The organism is Bradyrhizobium arachidis (genome assembly GCF_024758505.1).
Taxonomy (GTDB): domain Bacteria; phylum Pseudomonadota; class Alphaproteobacteria; order Rhizobiales; family Xanthobacteraceae; genus Bradyrhizobium; species Bradyrhizobium manausense_C.
Genome location: NZ_CP077970.1, coordinates 8344790 through 8362433, shown reverse-complemented (window position 1 = coordinate 8362433; position 17644 = coordinate 8344790). Strand labels below are relative to the sequence as shown.

Sequence of the window (17644 nt, the reverse complement as noted above, 5' to 3'; positions counted from 1 at the left end):
GCTTTTCCTCGGGCGTTTCGTCCTTCGGATCCAACGGGAGGGGTTTCATAGATGGCGGACTTACCTGACCGGCGCACCTGCGGCGCCCACGACATTCACGCGGCTTTGATGCGCACCAATGCCGACTACGCTCGCGCGAGGGCGGCGATCGAGGCCCAGGCCATGGCCATGGGAGCGCTTCCGGCTCCCACCGTCCCGACCGTCATCCCGGTTGTGGTCCACGTGATCCACCGCGGCGGGTCGGAAAACATCGCGGACGCGCAGATCAAGAGCCAGATCGACGTGCTCAATAACGACTATCGCAAGAAGAATCCCGATACCGCGAAGGTACCCGGCGCATTCCAGCCGCTCGTGGCAGACGCTTTTGTCGAATTCGCATTGGCGACCATCGACCCGCAGGGCCAACCGACCTCCGGCATCACGCGTACCTTAACCAACGTCCAGCAATTCGGTACCGACAATGCCATGAAGTTCACTGCTCAAGGCGGACACGACTCCTGGGATACGACCCGATACCTCAACATGTGGGTCTGTCCGGAACTGATCGACGGGCCGCGCCAACTGCTGGGATACGCCCAGTTTCCCGGCGGCCTGCCTGCGACCGACGGCGTCGCCATTATTCACAATGCGTTCGGGACGAGCGGCACATCAGCACCGCCCTTCAATCTGGGGCGGACGGCGACCCACGAGGTCGGACACTGGCTCGACCTCTATCACATCTGGGGAGACGCGGCCGGCTGCAACACGGACGACAAGGTCGGAGATACGCCGGTTCAGGACCATGAGAACTTCGGCAAGCCGACCTTTCCGCATGTCAGTTGCCACAATGCCCCGAGCGGCGACATGTTCATGAACTACATGGACTATGTCGACGATGATTCGATGTTCATGTTCACACCGGGACAGGTTGCGCGAATACGTGCTACGCTTGCCGGGCCGCGATCGATGATCGGCAAGCCCATGGTTGCTGCGCTCGCTGGCGTGGCGGCCGGAGCCGGGCCCTGACACGCGGTTCGCGTGGATCGGCCCGCGCGAATTGCAATGGAACCAGGAAGCGGTGGCAGCAAGCGAGTTTGAATGTCTTATCGGGACGTGGGGCCATTCGCGCGAGGAAGACGCGAATGGCGTCATGGTGCTGCGGCCGCAAGGTTTTGTGTTTCCACCATCGCGCGGCCGCGACTGGTTTGAGTTCCATGCCGACGGCACCGTGCTGTTTCTGGGGGCCGGTCTCGATGATCGCACGCGTGCGCGCAACGGCTCGTGGTCGCGCGGCGAGGGGGCTTCGCTTCACTTGTTCCGGCCCGCAGAGACGATCCCGCAGCATCTGACGATCGTCGAATGCACTGACAAAGTGCTCAAGTTGCGGGCGGATTGAAGGGAAGCGCGTGAATGTGAAGCGAGATCTATCGCCGCGATCCGCGCGGCTGTTCGTCTGCGACTGACGAACCGATCTGCCATCCCCAATAAACGGCGGGCCGAAAGCCCGCCGTTTATTGTTGGTCGTTCAGTGTCGTCCGGGGCTGGAGGGGCGACAACCTTAAATAGAATTCTATCCCTCGCCATGCGATTTGCAAGGAAATTGTGACAGCGTTTTGTGCAGTCGTTGAGAAGTGATCGCTGACGGATATTTGCCATCGATCTCAGCGTCGCAACTTTGTCTGGCGCGTCAAAAAAACTCGATTGCGCACGCGATCGCGTCTCTGTCGCGGCAGTTCCGTCTTGCGCACAAGCGCAAGGATCTGCGGGAGTTCCAGATCCGCAACGGGCGCCAGCGTGCCGCCGCAACGCATCCTGGCGTGTGCTCTCCTGCGGATTGCCCGATGATCCTCTTTTACACCCGATTTGCCCGACGTGTCAAGTTGATTTCGGAAAATGCGCATGTCGTCATACCCGTACGCCGCGGCTACTGTGCATGGGGTTGTTTCGTACATTTTTTTTGGTGAGGCGCCCGAACGCCAATTTCACCCGGTCTCATCGCGCAACGGCCAACCCTGGTGTCGGTGTGGTTGACGATGAAGACGTTGAGCTGCGGCTGGCTCGTGAGCAGCTTTGCGCTCTGCTCCGAGGTCGGGCGGCTCGCAGGCTGAGATCAGTTCTGATGACGTGTGTCGCTTTGACGGCCCACCGGTTCCCGGGCATGATCGCAGCCGCGTTGCGCAATGATTTGGGAAAGACTCTACATGCTGAGATTTGGTCCGGCCGTGGCTTCGCTTGTGCTCCTCGCCACGCCGTCCTTCGCCGCGCGCTGCGGCGGCGATTTCAACACCTTCATCGCCAGCATGACCTCGGAGGCGCAGGCCGCCGGCGTCTCGGCGAGCGTGACCAGCGCTGCGCTATCAGGCGTGACGCAGGATGCGAGCGTGCTCGCCTTCGACCGCCGCCAGCGCTACACCTTCAACAAGAGCTTCGAGCAGTACGTTGCGACCCGCGTCGGCGCCGGCCGCATCAATGGCGGCAAGGCGATGCTCCAGCGCCATGCGGCGCTGCTTACGCGCATCGAGCAGAAGTTTGGCGTGCCGCGGCAGATCCTGGTCGCGATCTGGGGCCTGGAGAGCGACTTTGGCAAAGGCGACATCGGCAAGCTGCCGGTCGTGCGCACGCTCGCCACGCTCGCGCATGACTGCCGCCGCACCGAGCTGTTCCAGGGCGAGCTGCTCGCAGCGCTGAAGATCGTGCAGCGCGGCGACCTGCCGCTGCGCGACCTGATCGGCGCCTTCGCCGGCGAGATCGGCCAAACCCAGTTCCTGCCGTCGTCCTACATCAAATACGGCGTCGACTTCGACGGCGACGGCCGCGTCGATCTCCGCCACAGCGTCGCCGACGTGCTCGCCTCCACCGCGAACCTCCTGCACACCAGCGGCTTCAAGATGGGAGTGCCTTACGGCGAAGGCACGGCGAATTTCGAAGCCATGCGCGAATGGAACCGCGCGCTGATCTACCGCAAGACGATCGGGTATTATGCGGACAGGTTGCGGGAGTGAGGGGGCGACAGTTGAGTGTGCGGCGCGAGCTCGTGCCACACTCTCGCTGTCATCGCCCGCGAAGGCGGGCGATCCAGTATTCCAGAGGCGGTGACGTGATATGGAGGGGCCGCGGTGTACTGGATTCCCCGCCTTCGCGGGGAATGACACCGTCATTGTTCGGCGATCTCCGCCCCCTCACTTCCCCTGCGCCATCTTCTCCAGCCTTCGCTGCAGCGGCGCCCAGTACGTGCCGGGGCGGAAGCGTTGCAGGAGGTCCATGAATCTCGCGTCGTTGCCGATCAGGATGCGCGGCTCGTTGCCTTCGATCCCCTTGATGATGCGCAGCGCCGCCGCCTTCGGCGTGGTCTTGGCCGCGTTGTCGAAACGCTCGATCGATTGCGAGCGGCGCTCATTGTCGGTGACGCCGACCCCGGTGCGGGAATTGCGCACGATGCTGGTCGAGACCCCGCCGGGATGCACCACGGACAGCCTCACCGGGCTCTTTGCCACCGCGAGCTCGTGGCGCAGGCTCTCGGAAAAGCCGCGCACCGCAAACTTCGCCGCCGCATAGGCCGATTGGCCGGGCGGCGCGATGATGCCGAAGATCGAGGAGACGTTGACGATGTGCGCCTCGCCCTTCGTCTTCAGGTGCGGCAGGAACGCGCGCGTGCCGTGCACGACGCCCCAGAAATTGATGTTGAACAGCCATTCCATCTGCGCCTGGTCGATCTCGTCGAACTGGCCGAGCAGCGCAACGCCGGCATTATTGACGATGATGCTGAGCGCCGGATGCGCCGCGATCGCCTCCGATGCGAACCGCGCGATCTCGCTCGCTTCGCCGACATCGACGCGATGGACGCTGACTTTGCGTCCTTGGCCGATCTCGGCCGCGACCTCCTTCAGCCCGGCTTCATCGCGGTCGGCAAGCGCAAGGTCGCAGCCGCGCTGCGCGAGCTCGATCGCCAGCGCGCGGCCGATACCGCTCGCAGCTCCGGTAATGGCGGCGGCGCCGCGGATCGTGGTCATGTCAGCTCCAAGGATTGAGAATTGGATCGATAATTGATGGCGGCGAATGCAGGTCTGTTCGGAGCGCATTGGGGTTCCCGCAACTTTCTCAATTTGGAACCGAACCGGCCAGCCCCCTATCGGCTTAATCCCACTGCTTTTTGACGACGATCGGCACGGAGGAGGACGCCTATGGGACAAGCCAGGCCATCTCGCGCGACCGCGCTCATCGTCGAAGACGATTCCATGCAGCGTGCGATGCTCAGCCTGCTGCTGGAGGAGAGCGGCTATCGCGTCATTGCCTGCGAGCGCGCGGAGGATGCGCGAGCCGTGCTCGAGGAGACCACCACCCCGGGGCTTTGCCTCCTCATGACCGACGTGCAGCTCGCCGGCTCCATGACCGGCGTCGAGCTGGCTTACGTCGCCAAGGCGCGCAACCCGCGGCTCGACGTCGTCGTCACCTCCGGCCGTCCCCTGACCCAGCCCTTGCCGGACGGCGCAAAGTTCTGGGCAAAGCCCTGGGCGCCGCTGGACGTGCTGCGCGAGGCCGAGATCGCCCAATTGTCCTGACGGCTTCTTGAAGGGCAGATCCCCTTCTTGAACGAGGGCGCGCTTTCTCGAGTGCAAGGAGAGTGCTAAGGGCAGGGCATGTCCTGGTCCTTCCTCATCACGTCCCTGATCGTGGTCACATCCCCCGGCACCGGTGTGCTCTACACACTCGCCGCTGCGCTGACGCGCGGCTCGCGGGCGAGCGTGGCGGCAGCCTTCGGCTGCACGCTCGGCATCGTGCCGCACATGACGGCGGCGATGCTGGGGCTCGCTGCCGTGCTGCACACCAGCGCGCTCGCCTTTGCCGCGCTGAAATGGTGCGGGGTGGTCTATCTGCTCTACATGTCCTGGCAGGCGTTGCGCGAGACCGGCGTGCTGGCGGTGGAGGGGCGGATCAAGGAGCGCTCGAGCCTGTCGGTGATCGTGACCGGCTTCCTGATCAACATCCTCAATCCAAAGCTCTCGATCTTCTTCCTCGCCTTCCTGCCGCAGTTCGTTGCGGTCGACGAGAGCCAGCCGCTCCTGCGGATGCTGGAGTTGAGCGGCGCCTTCATGGCGATGACGTTTGCGGTCTTCGTCGTCTACGGCCTGTTCGCGGCGTCCGTCCGTGAGCGCGTCATCTCCCGCCCGCGCGTGATGGCCTGGCTGCGCCGCAGCTTTGCCGCCGGCTTTGCCGCGCTCGGCGCCAAGCTGGCGTTTGCCGAACGTTAGGCAATAAAAAAGCGGGCCCGAGCCCGCCGCTTTCAATCCGTCTGTCGATCCTGCTTTGACGCCCGGGCGGAGCGTGCTCCACCCGGGCAAAGAACAAGAAGTAGCGTTACTTCTTCTTGGCCTTCTTGGCCTTCTTCGCCTTTTTCGCCTTCTTCGCTTTCTTAGCCATAGTATCCTCTCAAGGGTTAATGGTGGAACGCGACACGAGGGATGCTCGGCGGAGGGCCAGCCTCGCAACATCCTCAACGCTAAACTCAGCAGATTCGCGGGCGCCTGCCCCGTGCTGTCACATCTGTGTCATTACGTTATCCACAGCTCAGATGCATTTTCGGGTGATTTTTGCACGCGAATCCGGCTTGGCGACCGTCTTGGCGACGCGCTGGTGGCGGCGATCGACATGCCTAACGATATGCGAATGCGGAACGATCGTTCATGAATCCAAAACCAAGGCGGTGGTTTCAGAGATCGCAGTGAGACTCCGTTAAGCGCACCCCGCGCATTCTCGTCCGCAAGAAAACGGGGATGGTTATGGCCGAACGGCTGCCAAACAATGGGAGCGGGACGATGCGCGTGCTGCGATCGTCATGTTGAACGTACCGACGCTCTGGGTGGTGTTCGTCATCAACTTCCTGGCGCTTGGCCTGATCTGGGCCTATGTGACGCGCGCCTATCCCAAGCTCGAAGCAGCACGGTTCTGGGCCGCATCGGCCTTCGTCGGCGCGGGCGGCGCGATAACGGCGTTGACCCGCTTTTACTTCGATTCCATGCCGCCGCTATTGCTTGGCGGCGCCGGCGTGATCGTTGCCGCCTGCCTCGCGGCCATGGGCATCCGCCGCTTCTATGACCGGCCCGTCTCCTGGCGGGCGACCGCGCTGATCGTGGGCTCAAGCGTCGGCGCGATGGTCTTCTTCACCTTTGTCTACGAGAGCGCGCCGTTGCGCATGCTGTGCTATTCGCTGGGACAATCACTGCCGCTCGCAATGACATTGAGACTGCTGTGGTCGGAGCGGGAAGGCCGGGCCGCACCGGGAGCGCGGCTCGCCGGCCTCGTCATCATCACGATCACCGGCATTTATGCAGGAAGGGCGATCGGCAACCTGCTTGGCGGTGACTTCTCGGCGTTGGGAGGCGGCCAGGCCAATGCCGTGGTCGTGCTCGGGCTCCTGTTCCTGTCGATGACGCTCAACTTCGGCTTCCTCCTGATGGCGATGGATCGCTTGCGTAACGAGGTCGCCGACCTCGCGCTGCTCGACGACCTCACCGGTGTCGCCAATCGGCGCCATTTGCTGCAGCGCCTGTCGGAGGAATGCGCCCGCTCGATGCGCAGCGGCGAGCCGTTCTCGCTGATGGTGATCGACCTCGACGGCTTCAAGACCATCAACGACACCCACGGCCATGCCGCGGGTGACGCCTGCCTCCAGCATTTCACCCTGATGGCGCAGACCCGGCTCCGTCCCGGCGACATGCTCGCCCGCACCGGCGGTGACGAGTTCTGCGTGGTGTTGCCGTCGTCCAATTTGCAGGAGGGCGCCGCGATCGCCCGCCGGGTGCTCGACGTCTGCCGCAGGGATGCGGAAACCTGCACCGGCGGCGACATCCCGATCGCGGTCTCGATCGGCGTCGCGCAATGGGACTATGGCGTCGGCCAGTATCCGGACCGGCTGATGGCCCATGCCGACGAGGCGCTCTACGCCGCCAAGAAGAACGGCAAGAACGATTACGCGGCCTACGATCCCATGCCGACGCTGCAGCCCGACCTCACGCCGGGCCCGATTGAGGCGACGCGCAAATACGCCTAGGTTCAGGGTCGCATTGGACCCGCACCGAATGATTTTTCGCCTGTTTGCGGCGGCGCTCGCCGCCAGCTTTCTCCTCTCTCCCGTCGCGGCTGAGACCAACGACCTCACGACCATCGCGCGGTCGTCGGGAGCGCCCGAGATTCCCGGCCTGAAAATCGTCTGGCTCGCGTCCTGGGGCGACGTCGCCAAGGCGCATCCGTGGCGCAACATCATCGTGCACCAGACCGAGGGGCCGGCAGGCTCCGCACGCGGCGGCGCGCTGGAGCAGGCCAAGAACCCGACGCGACGCGGCGTCACCGTGTGGGTCGAGACCGACGGCACGGTTTATTGGGCTGTTGCGGAAACCCTGGTGCCGACCCATGGCGACGGCGCCAACCGCAACGACAACAAGTACATCGACAACAAGGCGACCTATCGCCAGGTGGTGCGCGACAACTCCATTGGCGTCGAGTTCGCCGGCAATTTTCCCGACGTCGCCAAAGGTCCGACCGAGGCGCAGATCGCGGCGTGGCGGATCCTCGTGCGCGTGCTGCGCGCCCGCTACGACATCCCGCGCGAGCGCGTCTACGCCCACAACTGGATCGACTACAAGGACGCCCGCTACTGCGAGGGCTGCGCGCTCGCGACGCTCGCGCGGGAGTGGGGCGAGTGAGGCTCCAGCCGGACGTCATTCGGGGCACGCGCTGCGCGTGCCCCGGCATGGCGAAAGAGTTCAAGCCGGCAACGCCATCCAGCCGATCAGCCGCCTGAACAGCCCCACCGGCCGCCGCAATGCCGGCATCTCGTCGGACGCCAGCACGCGCTTGTAAAAATAGTCCAGGAAAAGCATGTCGTTGGGCTCGGTGACGGTGAAGTGGTCGTCGCCGAAGAACACGCTGTAGTCATGGAAGAACGCCCCGGCGCCGGGAATCGCCGCGGTGCTCGCACGGTCCTTGGAGATCACCAATTGCGAGGGATCGAGCCGGTGTTCGCGCATCGCCTGCTCAATGAGCCGCAGCTTGCGCATGAACTCGGCGGAGAAGCCGCCCACGGTGGATTGCAGAATGATCGACACGGCGTCTCGTCCGTCTGTCTTTCGTGATGCTGTGGTCTGACGCCCCGTTCGTCGGTTGCTCCTTTGAACCGGTTCAAGCAAGCTTCGTGAAGACGAGGCAGGAGATGCTTTGGGCCCGCTCGCATCAGTTAAATCTCGCAACGCTTTTGTCGCAAATGCGATCAGACTGCGCGTGCTGAGGGCCGGCCGGCGTCGTGCCGGCCGCGCATTTCGCTGCACCCTTTTCCCTTGTAAGGGGAGAAGGGAAGAGTCCTCTGGTCCAAAACAAAAAGCCGGCGTTTCCGCCGGCTTCCTTGTTCGTCGATCCGCCAATTGATGGCGCTGAAACGCTGCGCTCAGTGCGCGGCTTCCAGCGCGGCCTGTTCCTGCCTTGCGATCGTGCCCTTGACCGCGGCCTGCACCTTTTCGAAGGCGCGGACCTCGATCTGGCGGACGCGCTCGCGCGACACGCCGAACTCGGCTGCGAGGTCTTCCAGTGTCATCGGCTCTTCGGCGAGGCGCCGCGCCTCGAAGATGCGGCGTTCGCGCGCGTTGAGCACACCCATGGCGCCATGGAGGGCGTCACGGCGATGATCGTACTCCTCGTGCTCGGCCATCATGGCTTCCTGGTTGGGCGTGTTGTCGACCAGCCAGTCCTGCCATTCGCCGGCTTCGCCGTCGTCGCGGATCGGTGCGTTGAGCGACGCGTCACCGCCGAGACGGCGGTTCATGTCGATCACGTCCTGGTCCGTGACGCCGAGACGGCTCGCGATCAGCTTCACCTGGTCGGGGCGGAGATCGCCTTCGTCCAGGGCGGAAATCTTGCTCTTCGCCTTGCGCAGGTTGAAGAACAGCTTCTTCTGGTTCGCGGTGGTGCCCATCTTCACGAGCGACCAGGAACGCAGGATGTACTCTTGAATCGACGCCTTGATCCACCACATGGCGTAAGTGGCGAGACGAAAGCCCTTCTCGGGCTCGAATCGCTTCACCGCCTGCATCAGGCCGACATTGCCTTCCGAGACGACCTCGGAGATCGGCAGGCCGTAGCCGCGATAGCCCATGGCAATCTTGGCCACGAGGCGGAGGTGGCTGGTAACGAGTTGATGCGCCGCGTCCCGATCGTCATGCTCGCGCCAACGCTTGGCGAGCATGTACTCCTGCTGGGGTTCCAGCATGGGGAATTTGCGGATTTCGGCGAGGTAACGGGAAAGGCCGGATTCTCCATTCAGAACCGGCAACGTAGCTGTACGGGCCATTGAGCGCCCTCCAAAGTGTTCAGGCCCCCGATAGCGGCGGGCCAGGCAGACGACCGCTGTGTCAAAGCCGGCCGGGCTGCGATGTTCCGCGTTGATCTCTTCAACGCAGGCGCAATATACCCCATGAGGAGCCATTTAGGGAAGGATTACTGACGTCACGTCCCCGTGTGGCCGCTATAACTTTTTGTAATGTAAAGCCTTTCTGAAGCGGCCTGCGTCATAGCGCCGCTTTCAGCGCCCCCTCGAGGAGAAGCAAATCCTCCGGCAATGGCGCTTCCCAATGGAGAAGTTCTCCGCTTCTCGGGTGCTCCAATACCAGCAGATAAGCATGCAGGGCCTGCCGTCCCAGGGCGGTCAGGGCGGCCTGCGACTCCGGCCCGAGCTGGTTCGCCTTGGTCTTGAAGTGCGGGCCGTAGACAGCGTCGCCCATCAGGGGATGGCCGATATGGGCGAGGTGGACGCGGATCTGGTGGGTGCGTCCGGTCTCGAGCTCGCAGGCAAGAAGTGCGGCGACCGGCTTGCCGTCGCGCCCGGCAAAACTCTCGAGGATCTCCCAATGGGTCACGGCCTCGCGGCCGCTCTGGCGCACCGCCATCTTCTCCCGCGCATGCGGGTGGCGGTCGATCGGTGCATCGACGGTGCCGCGGTGCCGGTTCGGTACGCCCCAGGCAAAAGCCATGTAGCCGCGACGCATCGGTCCGGTGCGACCGTGATCGGCGAATTGCGCGGTCAGCGACGCATGGGCGAGGTCGTTCTTGGCGACCACCATCAGCCCGGTCGTGTCCTTGTCGAGGCGATGCACGATGCCGGGGCGGCGCACACCGCCGATGCCCGACAGCGAGGTGCCGCAATGGGCGATCAACGCATTCACCAGCGTGCCGGTCTCATGCCCGGCCGCCGGATGGACCACCAGGCCTTTTGGCTTGTTGATGACGATGATGTCGTCGTCCTCGAACACGATGTCGAGCGCGATATTTTCGCCCTTGGGCTCTGCGGGCGCGGCTTCCGGCACGTCGATTATGATCGTATCGCCTGCGGCGACATGATAAGCGGGGTCGCGGATTGCGGCCGCCTCGCGCGTCACCGCACCCGCCAGAATCAGGGCTTTCAGCCTCGATCGCGACAGGTCCGGCAAGCGCGCCGCCAGCACGCGGTCGAGCCGGGCCGATCCCTCGTCGCCCGCGACCGTCACCTCCAACCTCTGAGCCGAACCCGAGCCGTCCATGACCGAAACCGTTGTTCCCGAACCGAGCCCCGAGCAGGCCGCGCTGTTTGCGCGGGTGCGGCGGATGATGCTGATCGCGGGGTTGACGACGGCGCTTGCGATCTGCGCCGTCCTGATCGCGGTGGGCTACCGCCTTTTCAAGTCGGAGGGAAGGGCGGCCGAGACCGCTGACATCACCGCGACGCTGCCCAAGGGCGCGAAAATCGTGGCCACCGCGGTTGCCGGCGACCGCCTGGTGATCACGATCGATGTCGGCGGGGTGACGGAAATCCGCACCTTCGACGCCCACACGCTGAAACCGGTCGGACGGCTGAAATTTGCCAATGAGCCATGAAATCCCCGTTCGGTCCTTGCGAACGACAGATTTCGAGGCTATTCGGTACTCCACACGCTCCCTTCGTCTAGCGGTTAGGACGCGGCCCTCTCAAGGCTGAAACAGGGGTTCGATTCCCCTAGGGAGCGCCAGCCTTCGCCATTTTCCGACATTCTCCGAAGTGACACGAGTCGTTCCATCGGGCGGCGCTGTGTCGCTTGATGCCCGATTGCGCACCGCAGACTGCATCGGCCGAGTCTTTCAGGCAGCGGACTTCATTCACATCGCTAGCGATTGTCGGGCGCCTCCTCCTGCGTACAAAAGCGGAAGAGGTGGCGTCGTGAGCTTCGGCGCCCGCTTTGCGGATGCCGGATATCTGATGGGAGCCTATGCGGCGCGTATTCTCAGGGGCGACAAGCCAGCCGACTTGCTCCGGCAAATCACGAGGACGGAGCTGGTCATCAATCTCTGGGCTGCAAAATCGGTCGGGCTTCGGATTCCCTCATCGCTCCTCGCCTGCGCCGACGAGGTGATCGAATAGGCGGGCAATGGCGCCCTCTGTTCCGTAGTTCTACGGCTGTCCCCGGTTAACGTTAACTTGGGAACTCGATCCTATGGTCCCGGCGATCGCTTGCAAGAGTTGCGTTCGCATTTTTTGGGACGTTCGTCCGGAGAGAGAATCCAATTATGTTGCGTTCTATTCAGAACTTGCGGATTGGGGCCAAGCTCGCGATTACCTCCTTGCTCAGCATCCTGCTGGTCGGTGGCTTGATCTTGGTCCAAATGACCGGCAACGCAACGACAGGAACGGCGAACGAGTACGCCGGCAGCCAACAGACTATCGTCCGCAGTGCGGTCGAGGCGAAGGCTGCGGTTCGCGGCATGATGGTTGGGCTTCGCGACATCCGACTCGCGGACAATGCTGCCGAAATGCAGTCAGGACAGGAATATCTGACGCTTCGTCAGAAATCTGCACAGGACTTCATCGGCGAGGCCCTCAAGCTGTCGAAGTCGCCCGAGAACCGCGCGCGGCTTCAGAAGATGACCGAGCTGGTCGATCGCTACAACAATGATGCCGCAAGGCAGGTCGCCGCGGCTCAGAGCGAAGTTGTCGCGATCGAGTCAAAGCGTGGCAGCAATAGTGAACTGCCGGCCGAGGCCGCGGCCCGCCTGGTGAAATTCCGTCATGAGGCCGATCGCCTCACTCGCGAAGTCGCTGCGCCCATAGCGAAGGAACTCGAGGCGCTGGCCAATGAGGTCATCCAATTCGCCAAGCACCGCGCCGAAGAGGGCGGCACCCAGGCGCAACAGGCGATGGCGTCGACGGAACATAACGCGATGGCGATCGGCATCGCCGTTACGCTGCTCCTGATCGGCACCTGCGTATTCTCGGTCTTCACCATTGCTCGTCCGATCGCCGCGCTGACCAGGGCCATGCTCGAACTCGCCGAGGGCAATCTTTCGGTGGTGTTGCCGGGCCTTGGGCGGAAGGACGAAATCGGCGACGTCGCCGGCGCGGTCGAGAAGTTCAAACTGGTTGCGGAGAAGAAGGCGCGCGACGAGGCCGAAGCCAAGGCCAAAGAGGAGCAAATCGCCGCCGCGCAGCGCAAGGCGGACATGCACCGGCTCGCGGATCAGTTCGAGTCGGCGGTCGGCAAGATCGTCGAGACAGTGTCCTCCGCCTCGACCGAGCTCGAGGCTTCCGCGACCACGCTGACGGCGACAGCCGAGAATTCGCAGAAGCTGACCGGCGTGGTGACTGCGGCTTCGGAAGAGGCCACCGCCAACGTCCAATCGGTCGCCTCCGCCACGGAGGAGTTGTCGTCCTCGGTCAATGAGATCGGCCGCCAGGTGCAGGAGTCTGCGCGCATGGCATCCGATGCCGTCGGTCAGGCGCGCTCGACCACGGAGCGGGTGGGCGAATTGTCCAAGGCGGCGGCCCGGATCGGCGACGTCGTCGAGCTCATCAACACGATCGCGGGTCAGACCAACCTTCTGGCGCTCAACGCCACCATCGAAGCCGCACGTGCCGGCGACGCCGGCCGCGGCTTTGCCGTGGTCGCCTCCGAGGTCAAGGCCCTCGCCGAACAGACGGCGAAGGCGACGGGCGAAATCGGCCTGCAGGTCTCCAGCATCCAGGCCGCGACGCAGGTATCGGTCTCTGCGATCGAGGACATCAGCGGGACCATCGAGAAGCTATCGGAGATATCCTCTACGATCGCGGCCGCGGTCGAAGAGCAGGGCGCGGCGACGCAGGAAATCTCCCGCAATATCCAGCAGGCTGCGCAAGGCACCCAGCAAGTGTCCTCCAACATCGTCGACGTGCAGCGCGGTGCGAGCGAGACTGGTTCGGCGTCCTCTCAGGTGCTATCTGCGGCACAGTCGCTGTCGTCGGACAGCAATCGCCTGAAGACGGAGGTCGCCAGGTTCCTGAATTCGGTACGCGCGGCCTGATCGTTCACCATCCTGGCTGTGGGCATCGCAGCCTGCTGTAGCGTATCCGACCCTGGTTAGGCAGCCAGCGCGAAGCACGTTAAAACTCAACGCCTCATCGTGCTCGCGGCCGGCGACACGATCATCTCCTTGCCGCAGGCGCTGCACCGGGCACTGGTGCCGACGATTTCGCACGCCGGGTCGCTTGAGACGATGCCGCGCCGGCACTTCGGGCAGACATAGCCGTCGTCCGTCTCGCCGAAATCGCCGGACGGTCCGACATAGGCACAGACCATGTGATGCAGGATCTGGTCGAACGCGAGCCGGTTCTGGCAGACCGGACAATTCGATTGATTCGCGCTGATTTGCATCTTCGTGTCCTCCGTTCTGACCGCTCGGCCTATTGCAGGCCAAGCAGGCGGACCAACGACGCGGCAAACCGTGACGCCAGGTTCGTATAGTACATGTGCACGAAAACGGTTGAATTCAGCGGCGGCGGCGCAGCCTCCGCGTCGAACCGAACGCGTGCGATCTGGGCCGCGGGGCGGTCACGCGTCAACGGTTGCCGGCTTGCGGCATAGACGAGCGACACCGGCAAAATCTCCGCAATCGTTCCGGCGATGCGACGATTGCCGAACACGACCAGCACTCGATTGCCGACCCTGGGCTCCACCAGGCGGGCGTTCGGAATGTACCAGTCGACGAAGATGTCGGTTGGATCGAGGATTTCGGCGATCGGTGTGCCCGCCACCAGCGATTGTCCGACATTCGCAAGATTGGTCGAGACGATGCCGGCGATGGGCGCCTGCACGCGCCCGCCGGCAAAATTCCGTTCCACCTCGTCGAGATGGTCGCGCAGCTGCTGCCCAAAATCGTTCAGGTCCTTGAGCTGCGTAGCGGACTCCGCAATCTCCGCCTCCTGTGAAATGACGGCCTTGCGCGCCAGGCCGCGCTCCCGCAGCAGTTCGAGGCGAAACGTCAGGCTCGCCGCGCTCGAGGCTTCGATCTGGTCGACGGCGTCTTCCGTCACTTGCCTGTATGCCTTCGCCGCCTCGAGCGTCTCCTGCGCGACCCGTTCCCGGATGCGCAGTTCCGATCGCCGGCTCGCGATGTTGGCGAGAGCTCGCATATATGTCGCCACGACATTGTCTCGCTCGGGGGAGCGAATTTGTGCGATCCGGTCGCCGGCCTTGACCGTGGTGCCCGGCGTCACCGTGACCTCCGCGACCTGCACGAGATATGGCAGCGAAACGACGTGCGGCGGCGACGACACGGTTCCCGGTCCGCTCCGATACACCAGCTGAGCGCCGAAATAGACCGCCAGGAAGCCGAGCACGCCGAATACGCCCGTCGCATAGGCGAAGCGCACCAGCCGTCCCGCGGCGCTGCGGCGGCTTTCGACCGGATCGGGAACGTTCGGATCGAGCCTGTGGATGGCGACGTTCATCGGTGTGCTCCTTCCGATTCGGCAAACAATGCGCGCCGCACGCGCGGCGGCACGAAGTCATCGTCCTTGGAGGACGCGAAGATGATCTCGGAGGAGTAGGAGACCAGCCGGGCACATTTCAGCCAGACGCCTTGATAGATCGGGAAAAGCAGGGCCGCTCCGAGATTGAGGAAGCTCGGCTTGCGCTTGAACAAGGCGAAGGCGAGGCCGAGGTTGAAGAACGAAATCCACACCAGCGCGAAATAAATCGCCGCGAGAAACAGGAAGGCGTCGGAGCCGAGCAGCACCATGAGGTAGATGAGATAGAACGGAAGGCTGAGCGTGGGGATCAGGTCGAACAGGATGAAGTCCAGCCTTTGCAGCGTGTCGGGCAGCCGCTCGAAGCGATGGAAGAACCGCAATTCGCCATAGGTGATGAGGCGGATTCGCAAGGCGTCGCGATCCCACCGCGCGCGCTGCCGCAAGAGGCCGAGGCCGCTGACGACGCCCGCCGTCTCGGCCCAGGCATCCGGCACGAAGCGGACGAGATAGCCCAGCCGGCGCAGCCGCAGGCTGAACTCAAGGTCCTCGCCCGGACCGACGTCGAGCCCGCCATGACGCACGAAGACGTCGCGGCGATACATCGAGCAGGCGCCGGACAGGCAGGCAATCGCACCGACGATGTCGAGGATCGTCCTGCCGGCGCTGATCGACATCAGGTATTCGATGCCTTGCAGGCGCGTCCAGATCGAGCTGGTTTCGTTGCTGATCGCAATGTTGCAGCTTGCGCCCGCGACGCGCGGATCGGCGAATGCGGATGCAAGCCTGGCGACGGCCGTCGGCTCGAACAGGGTGTCGGCGTCCACCGTCAGCAGCAACTCGCCGCTTGCGAACCGCGCCGCGGCATTGATCGCGGCGCTGCGGCCGCAGCGCGTGCCGTGGCAGATCACCATGTCGACGAGCCCCGCCGCTCGCGCCTGCTCGGCAATCGCCCGCGTGTCGTCGGTGGAGCCGTCGTCGACCACGATGATCTCGAGCGGCGGCAGGGTTTGCTGGCGGAGGGATTCGACCGATCGAAGCAGGCCGGAGCCGCCATTGAAGGCGGGCACGATCACGCTGACCGACGTGCGGACGGGCGTCTGGCCCTGGGCAAGCAGTCTGGTCAGGCCAAGCAGGGCGAGCGACAGCAGCGAAAGCGTATAGCGGGGAATGTCGAAGATGATGACGGCGAGCGCGAACTGGGTCCAGCTCGAATCGGCGATCCACTGCAATGCCTCGCGCATGCTGACCTGCCTTCCCGGACACCGGGCCACGCCAGATGTGCCCCCGGGTGAAAAGAGCCCGGCCGCTCACATCAGAACGACGATGTTATGGGTCGACCGGGCCATTCTGGCCTGCATCAATGCGGGAAGATGTGATCATCAACTCCGAGTTTAGTCCAGCCCTTTGCGGCAACCGGGGCCCGGCCGCGCCGTTGTCGTCGCAAGGGCCGGAACTGGATAAAAATCTCGTCGAAGTTTGCAGGACTATCGCGAACGGCGCGCCGTCTTCCACGTCATTCCGTCGCCCGCTCGCTCCGGCGCGTCGATCTCAGTTCCGCCTGAACATGGTCCTGCGGCCAGTCCGCGCCTTCGGGCAGAACCCGGACGCGGCCTGCGTCATCGTCGCTGATCAGGGCATGCTGGCTCACATCGCCGTCGATGCGGGTCAGCCTGAGATCGGTCTCGGGCGTCCAGCCGAGGGTTATGTCGAGGTCGCCGGGGAACACCTGCCAGCGCGATCCATCGTCGAGCTCGACGATGTGGCTTTCGGAATGAGACACAATCCTCAAGGCCTGACCTCCGGCTTCATGTCGCCAGCCGGGTTGACGCGCGAGCGGCCGTTTTGTTCGACCTCGGTCGTTCGTGGTTCCCCGCGGCATCGCGCGCGGCAACATTCAGGCGACGGGGCGGAAATGTCCGGGCGAATGTTTGGTGTCGCGCCGGATCAGCCGGCGAAGCGTCGACGGCTCCGCATAGCCGACCTGCCGCGCGATCTCGTCGACCGGCAGGCGCGTTGTCTCGAGCAGGAAGCGCGCGGTCTCCAGCCTGATCCGCTGGACGAACTGGATCGGCGAAACGCCGCAGGTCGCGGCCACCCGCCGCGCGAATGTCCGGGGCGCCAGCGCGACCGCTCTCGCGAGTTCCTCGACCGCAAAGTCGCGCGCGATGTTGTCGCGCACCCACTTTTCGGCCCTGGCGATCTTCGCGTCCTGGCCCGCCAGATAGGTCAGTGCCATGAACGGCGCCTGCGAGCGCCGCTCGTCCAGCAGCAGATAGTTGGCGCAGGCTTTGGCAAGGCCAGGCCCCGCGAACCGGTTGACGATTGCAAGCATCAGGTCCATCTGCGCCATGGCCGCACCGCCGGTTGCGATCGGCCAATCGGCGACGACCATCCGCTCCGGCAGCAACTCGACGTCGGGATAGCGACGCCGGAACAGCGGCGCGAGCCACCATGTCGTGGTCGCCCGCCGTCCCTCGAGCAAGCCCGCCTCTGCCAGCAGGAACGTGCTCGCGCAGGACGCGGCCAGCATGGCTCCGCGGCCGAACGCAGCGGTCAGCATGTCGCCCGCATGGCGGCACGCCGGGCTCTTCAGCTTCCGCTCCAGCTCGTCCGCCGTCGGCGTTCCAAGACCGGGAACGATGATGAGCTCGAAGGCGCGCAGATCGACGTCGCGCCGGCGCGATCCGCAACGCACCGTCGTCACCTCGAACGGCGGCGCTCGCCTTGCAGCGATCCGGTTGGCGGTTGCCAGCACGTCGTGGGTGATCGCCGCGCTCGAGGCCATGCATTTCTCGATCTCGACGACCGCGACCTTGGTCATGTCAAAAAATACCCGATAAATGTCATTTTTGACACTAGCCCGCCGGCCGCCAGATCGCAACGCTGGGG

19 protein-coding genes and 1 tRNA gene are annotated in these 17644 nt (G+C 64.1%); 11 read left to right on the top strand and 9 right to left on the bottom strand.

What is annotated here, in order from left to right; genetic code table 11:
- Positions 1-51 precede the first annotated feature (51 nt).
- The 3 genes from KUF59_RS38790 (at position 52) to KUF59_RS38780 (ending at position 2981) form a co-directional block, all read left to right on the top strand.
- Complete coding sequence (locus KUF59_RS38790; protein ID WP_212461897.1) at positions 52-1005, top strand: zinc metalloprotease; 954 nt, start codon at positions 52-54, stop codon at positions 1003-1005.
- Positions 965-1375, top strand: a complete 411-nt coding sequence (locus KUF59_RS38785) for a hypothetical protein (RefSeq protein ID WP_212461898.1) — start codon at positions 965-967, stop codon at positions 1373-1375. The genes KUF59_RS38790 and KUF59_RS38785 overlap by 41 nt, the downstream gene beginning before the upstream one ends.
- An 805-nt stretch (positions 1376-2180) precedes the next feature.
- Positions 2181-2981, top strand: a complete 801-nt coding sequence (locus KUF59_RS38780) for a lytic murein transglycosylase (protein WP_212461899.1) — start codon at positions 2181-2183, stop codon at positions 2979-2981.
- A 177-nt stretch (positions 2982-3158) separates the two neighbouring features.
- Here KUF59_RS38780 and KUF59_RS38775 read toward each other — a convergent pair whose 3' ends face one another.
- Positions 3159-3989: an SDR family NAD(P)-dependent oxidoreductase gene (locus KUF59_RS38775; RefSeq protein WP_212461900.1), complete on the bottom strand. Its 831-nt coding sequence runs from the start codon at positions 3987-3989 to the stop codon at positions 3159-3161.
- A gap of 171 nt (positions 3990-4160) precedes the next feature.
- On the opposite strand from KUF59_RS38775, the gene KUF59_RS38770 reads away from it, so the two are divergent.
- The 4 genes from KUF59_RS38770 to KUF59_RS38755 all read left to right on the top strand — a co-directional run bounded on the left by KUF59_RS38770 (position 4161) and on the right by KUF59_RS38755 (position 7679).
- Positions 4161-4538, top strand: coding sequence for a response regulator (locus KUF59_RS38770; RefSeq protein WP_212461901.1), 378 nt, complete (start codon positions 4161-4163; stop codon positions 4536-4538).
- Positions 4539-4616: 78 nt separating this feature from the next.
- Complete coding sequence (locus tag KUF59_RS38765; protein ID WP_212461902.1) at positions 4617-5228, top strand: LysE family translocator; 612 nt, start codon at positions 4617-4619, stop codon at positions 5226-5228.
- Positions 5229-5812: 584 nt separating this feature from the next.
- Complete coding sequence (locus tag KUF59_RS38760; protein ID WP_212461903.1) at positions 5813-7027, top strand: GGDEF domain-containing protein; 1215 nt, start codon at positions 5813-5815, stop codon at positions 7025-7027.
- A gap of 28 nt (positions 7028-7055) precedes the next feature.
- Positions 7056-7679, top strand: coding sequence for a peptidoglycan recognition protein family protein (locus KUF59_RS38755; protein ID WP_212461904.1), 624 nt, complete (start codon positions 7056-7058; stop codon positions 7677-7679).
- Between the two features lie 60 nt (positions 7680-7739).
- On the opposite strand, the gene KUF59_RS38750 is transcribed toward KUF59_RS38755, so the two are convergent.
- The 3 genes from KUF59_RS38750 to KUF59_RS38740 all read right to left on the bottom strand — a co-directional run bounded on the left by KUF59_RS38750 (position 7740) and on the right by KUF59_RS38740 (position 10541).
- Complete coding sequence (locus KUF59_RS38750) at positions 7740-8081, bottom strand: hypothetical protein (protein ID WP_212461905.1); 342 nt, start codon at positions 8079-8081, stop codon at positions 7740-7742.
- A gap of 335 nt (positions 8082-8416) precedes the next feature.
- Entirely contained in the window at positions 8417-9316 is a 900-nt protein-coding gene (gene rpoH, locus KUF59_RS38745) for an RNA polymerase sigma factor RpoH (protein WP_212461906.1), read from the bottom strand.
- Between the two features lie 217 nt (positions 9317-9533).
- Positions 9534-10541, bottom strand: a complete 1008-nt coding sequence (locus KUF59_RS38740) for an RluA family pseudouridine synthase (RefSeq protein ID WP_212461907.1) — start codon at positions 10539-10541, stop codon at positions 9534-9536.
- Here KUF59_RS38740 and KUF59_RS38735 point away from each other — a divergent pair.
- From KUF59_RS38735 to KUF59_RS38720, 4 genes are all read left to right on the top strand, one after another.
- Entirely contained in the window at positions 10540-10875 is a 336-nt protein-coding gene (locus tag KUF59_RS38735) for a hypothetical protein (protein ID WP_212461908.1), read from the top strand. The two genes, KUF59_RS38740 and KUF59_RS38735, sit on opposite strands and share 2 nt — an antisense overlap.
- A gap of 56 nt (positions 10876-10931) precedes the next feature.
- Positions 10932-11006 (top strand) — tRNA-Glu (locus KUF59_RS38730).
- A 188-nt stretch (positions 11007-11194) separates the two neighbouring features.
- Positions 11195-11395, top strand: a complete 201-nt coding sequence (locus KUF59_RS38725) for an ABC transporter substrate binding protein (protein WP_212461909.1) — start codon at positions 11195-11197, stop codon at positions 11393-11395.
- Positions 11396-11541: 146 nt separating this feature from the next.
- Positions 11542-13308 (top strand): methyl-accepting chemotaxis protein, encoded by a 1767-nt coding sequence (locus KUF59_RS38720; RefSeq protein WP_212461910.1) that lies wholly within the window; start codon positions 11542-11544, stop codon positions 13306-13308.
- Positions 13309-13394: 86 nt separating this feature from the next.
- On the opposite strand, the gene KUF59_RS38715 is transcribed toward KUF59_RS38720, so the two are convergent.
- The 5 genes from KUF59_RS38715 to KUF59_RS38695 all read right to left on the bottom strand — a co-directional run bounded on the left by KUF59_RS38715 (position 13395) and on the right by KUF59_RS38695 (position 17576).
- Positions 13395-13658, bottom strand: coding sequence for a TackOD1 domain-containing metal-binding protein (locus tag KUF59_RS38715; RefSeq protein ID WP_212461911.1), 264 nt, complete (start codon positions 13656-13658; stop codon positions 13395-13397).
- Positions 13659-13687: 29 nt separating this feature from the next.
- Positions 13688-14734 carry an HlyD family secretion protein gene (locus KUF59_RS38710; RefSeq protein ID WP_258767915.1) on the bottom strand — a complete coding sequence of 349 codons (1047 nt, stop codon included), beginning with the start codon at positions 14732-14734 and terminating at the stop codon, positions 13688-13690.
- Positions 14731-15996 carry a glycosyltransferase family 2 protein gene (locus KUF59_RS38705; protein ID WP_212461913.1) on the bottom strand — a complete coding sequence of 422 codons (1266 nt, stop codon included), beginning with the start codon at positions 15994-15996 and terminating at the stop codon, positions 14731-14733. Before KUF59_RS38705 ends, KUF59_RS38710 begins: the two co-directional genes overlap by 4 nt.
- 272 nt (positions 15997-16268) lie before the next feature.
- On the bottom strand, positions 16269-16535 hold the full coding sequence (locus KUF59_RS38700) for a hypothetical protein (RefSeq protein ID WP_258770076.1): 267 nt from the start codon (positions 16533-16535) through the stop codon (positions 16269-16271).
- 114 nt (positions 16536-16649) lie between these two features.
- Entirely contained in the window at positions 16650-17576 is a 927-nt protein-coding gene (locus KUF59_RS38695) for a GlxA family transcriptional regulator (RefSeq protein WP_212461914.1), read from the bottom strand.
- Between the last annotated feature and the right edge of the window lie 68 nt (positions 17577-17644).

Bases quoted from the DNA above. Each gene is read 5' to 3' on its own strand.
- KUF59_RS38790 (WP_212461897.1), top strand. From the start codon at position 52: ATGGCGGACTTACCTGACCGGCGCACCTGCGGCGCCCACGACATTCAC.
- KUF59_RS38780 (WP_212461899.1), top strand. From the start codon at position 2,181: ATGCTGAGATTTGGTCCGGCCGTGGCTTCGCTTGTGCTCCTCGCCACG.
- KUF59_RS38775 (WP_212461900.1), bottom strand. From the start codon at position 3,989: ATGACCACGATCCGCGGCGCCGCCGCCATTACCGGAGCTGCGAGCGGT.
- KUF59_RS38770 (WP_212461901.1), top strand. From the start codon at position 4,161: ATGGGACAAGCCAGGCCATCTCGCGCGACCGCGCTCATCGTCGAAGAC.
- KUF59_RS38765 (WP_212461902.1), top strand. From the start codon at position 4,617: ATGTCCTGGTCCTTCCTCATCACGTCCCTGATCGTGGTCACATCCCCC.
- KUF59_RS38760 (WP_212461903.1), top strand. From the start codon at position 5,813: ATGTTGAACGTACCGACGCTCTGGGTGGTGTTCGTCATCAACTTCCTG.
- KUF59_RS38755 (WP_212461904.1), top strand. From the start codon at position 7,056: ATGATTTTTCGCCTGTTTGCGGCGGCGCTCGCCGCCAGCTTTCTCCTC.
- rpoH (WP_212461906.1), bottom strand. From the start codon at position 9,316: ATGGCCCGTACAGCTACGTTGCCGGTTCTGAATGGAGAATCCGGCCTT.
- KUF59_RS38735 (WP_212461908.1), top strand. From the start codon at position 10,540: ATGACCGAAACCGTTGTTCCCGAACCGAGCCCCGAGCAGGCCGCGCTG.
- KUF59_RS38740 (WP_212461907.1), bottom strand. From the start codon at position 10,541: ATGGACGGCTCGGGTTCGGCTCAGAGGTTGGAGGTGACGGTCGCGGGC.
- KUF59_RS38720 (WP_212461910.1), top strand. From the start codon at position 11,542: ATGTTGCGTTCTATTCAGAACTTGCGGATTGGGGCCAAGCTCGCGATT.
- KUF59_RS38715 (WP_212461911.1), bottom strand. From the start codon at position 13,658: ATGCAAATCAGCGCGAATCAATCGAATTGTCCGGTCTGCCAGAACCGG.
- KUF59_RS38710 (WP_258767915.1), bottom strand. From the start codon at position 14,734: ATGAACGTCGCCATCCACAGGCTCGATCCGAACGTTCCCGATCCGGTC.
- KUF59_RS38705 (WP_212461913.1), bottom strand. From the start codon at position 15,996: ATGCGCGAGGCATTGCAGTGGATCGCCGATTCGAGCTGGACCCAGTTC.
- KUF59_RS38695 (WP_212461914.1), bottom strand. From the start codon at position 17,576: ATGACCAAGGTCGCGGTCGTCGAGATCGAGAAATGCATGGCCTCGAGC.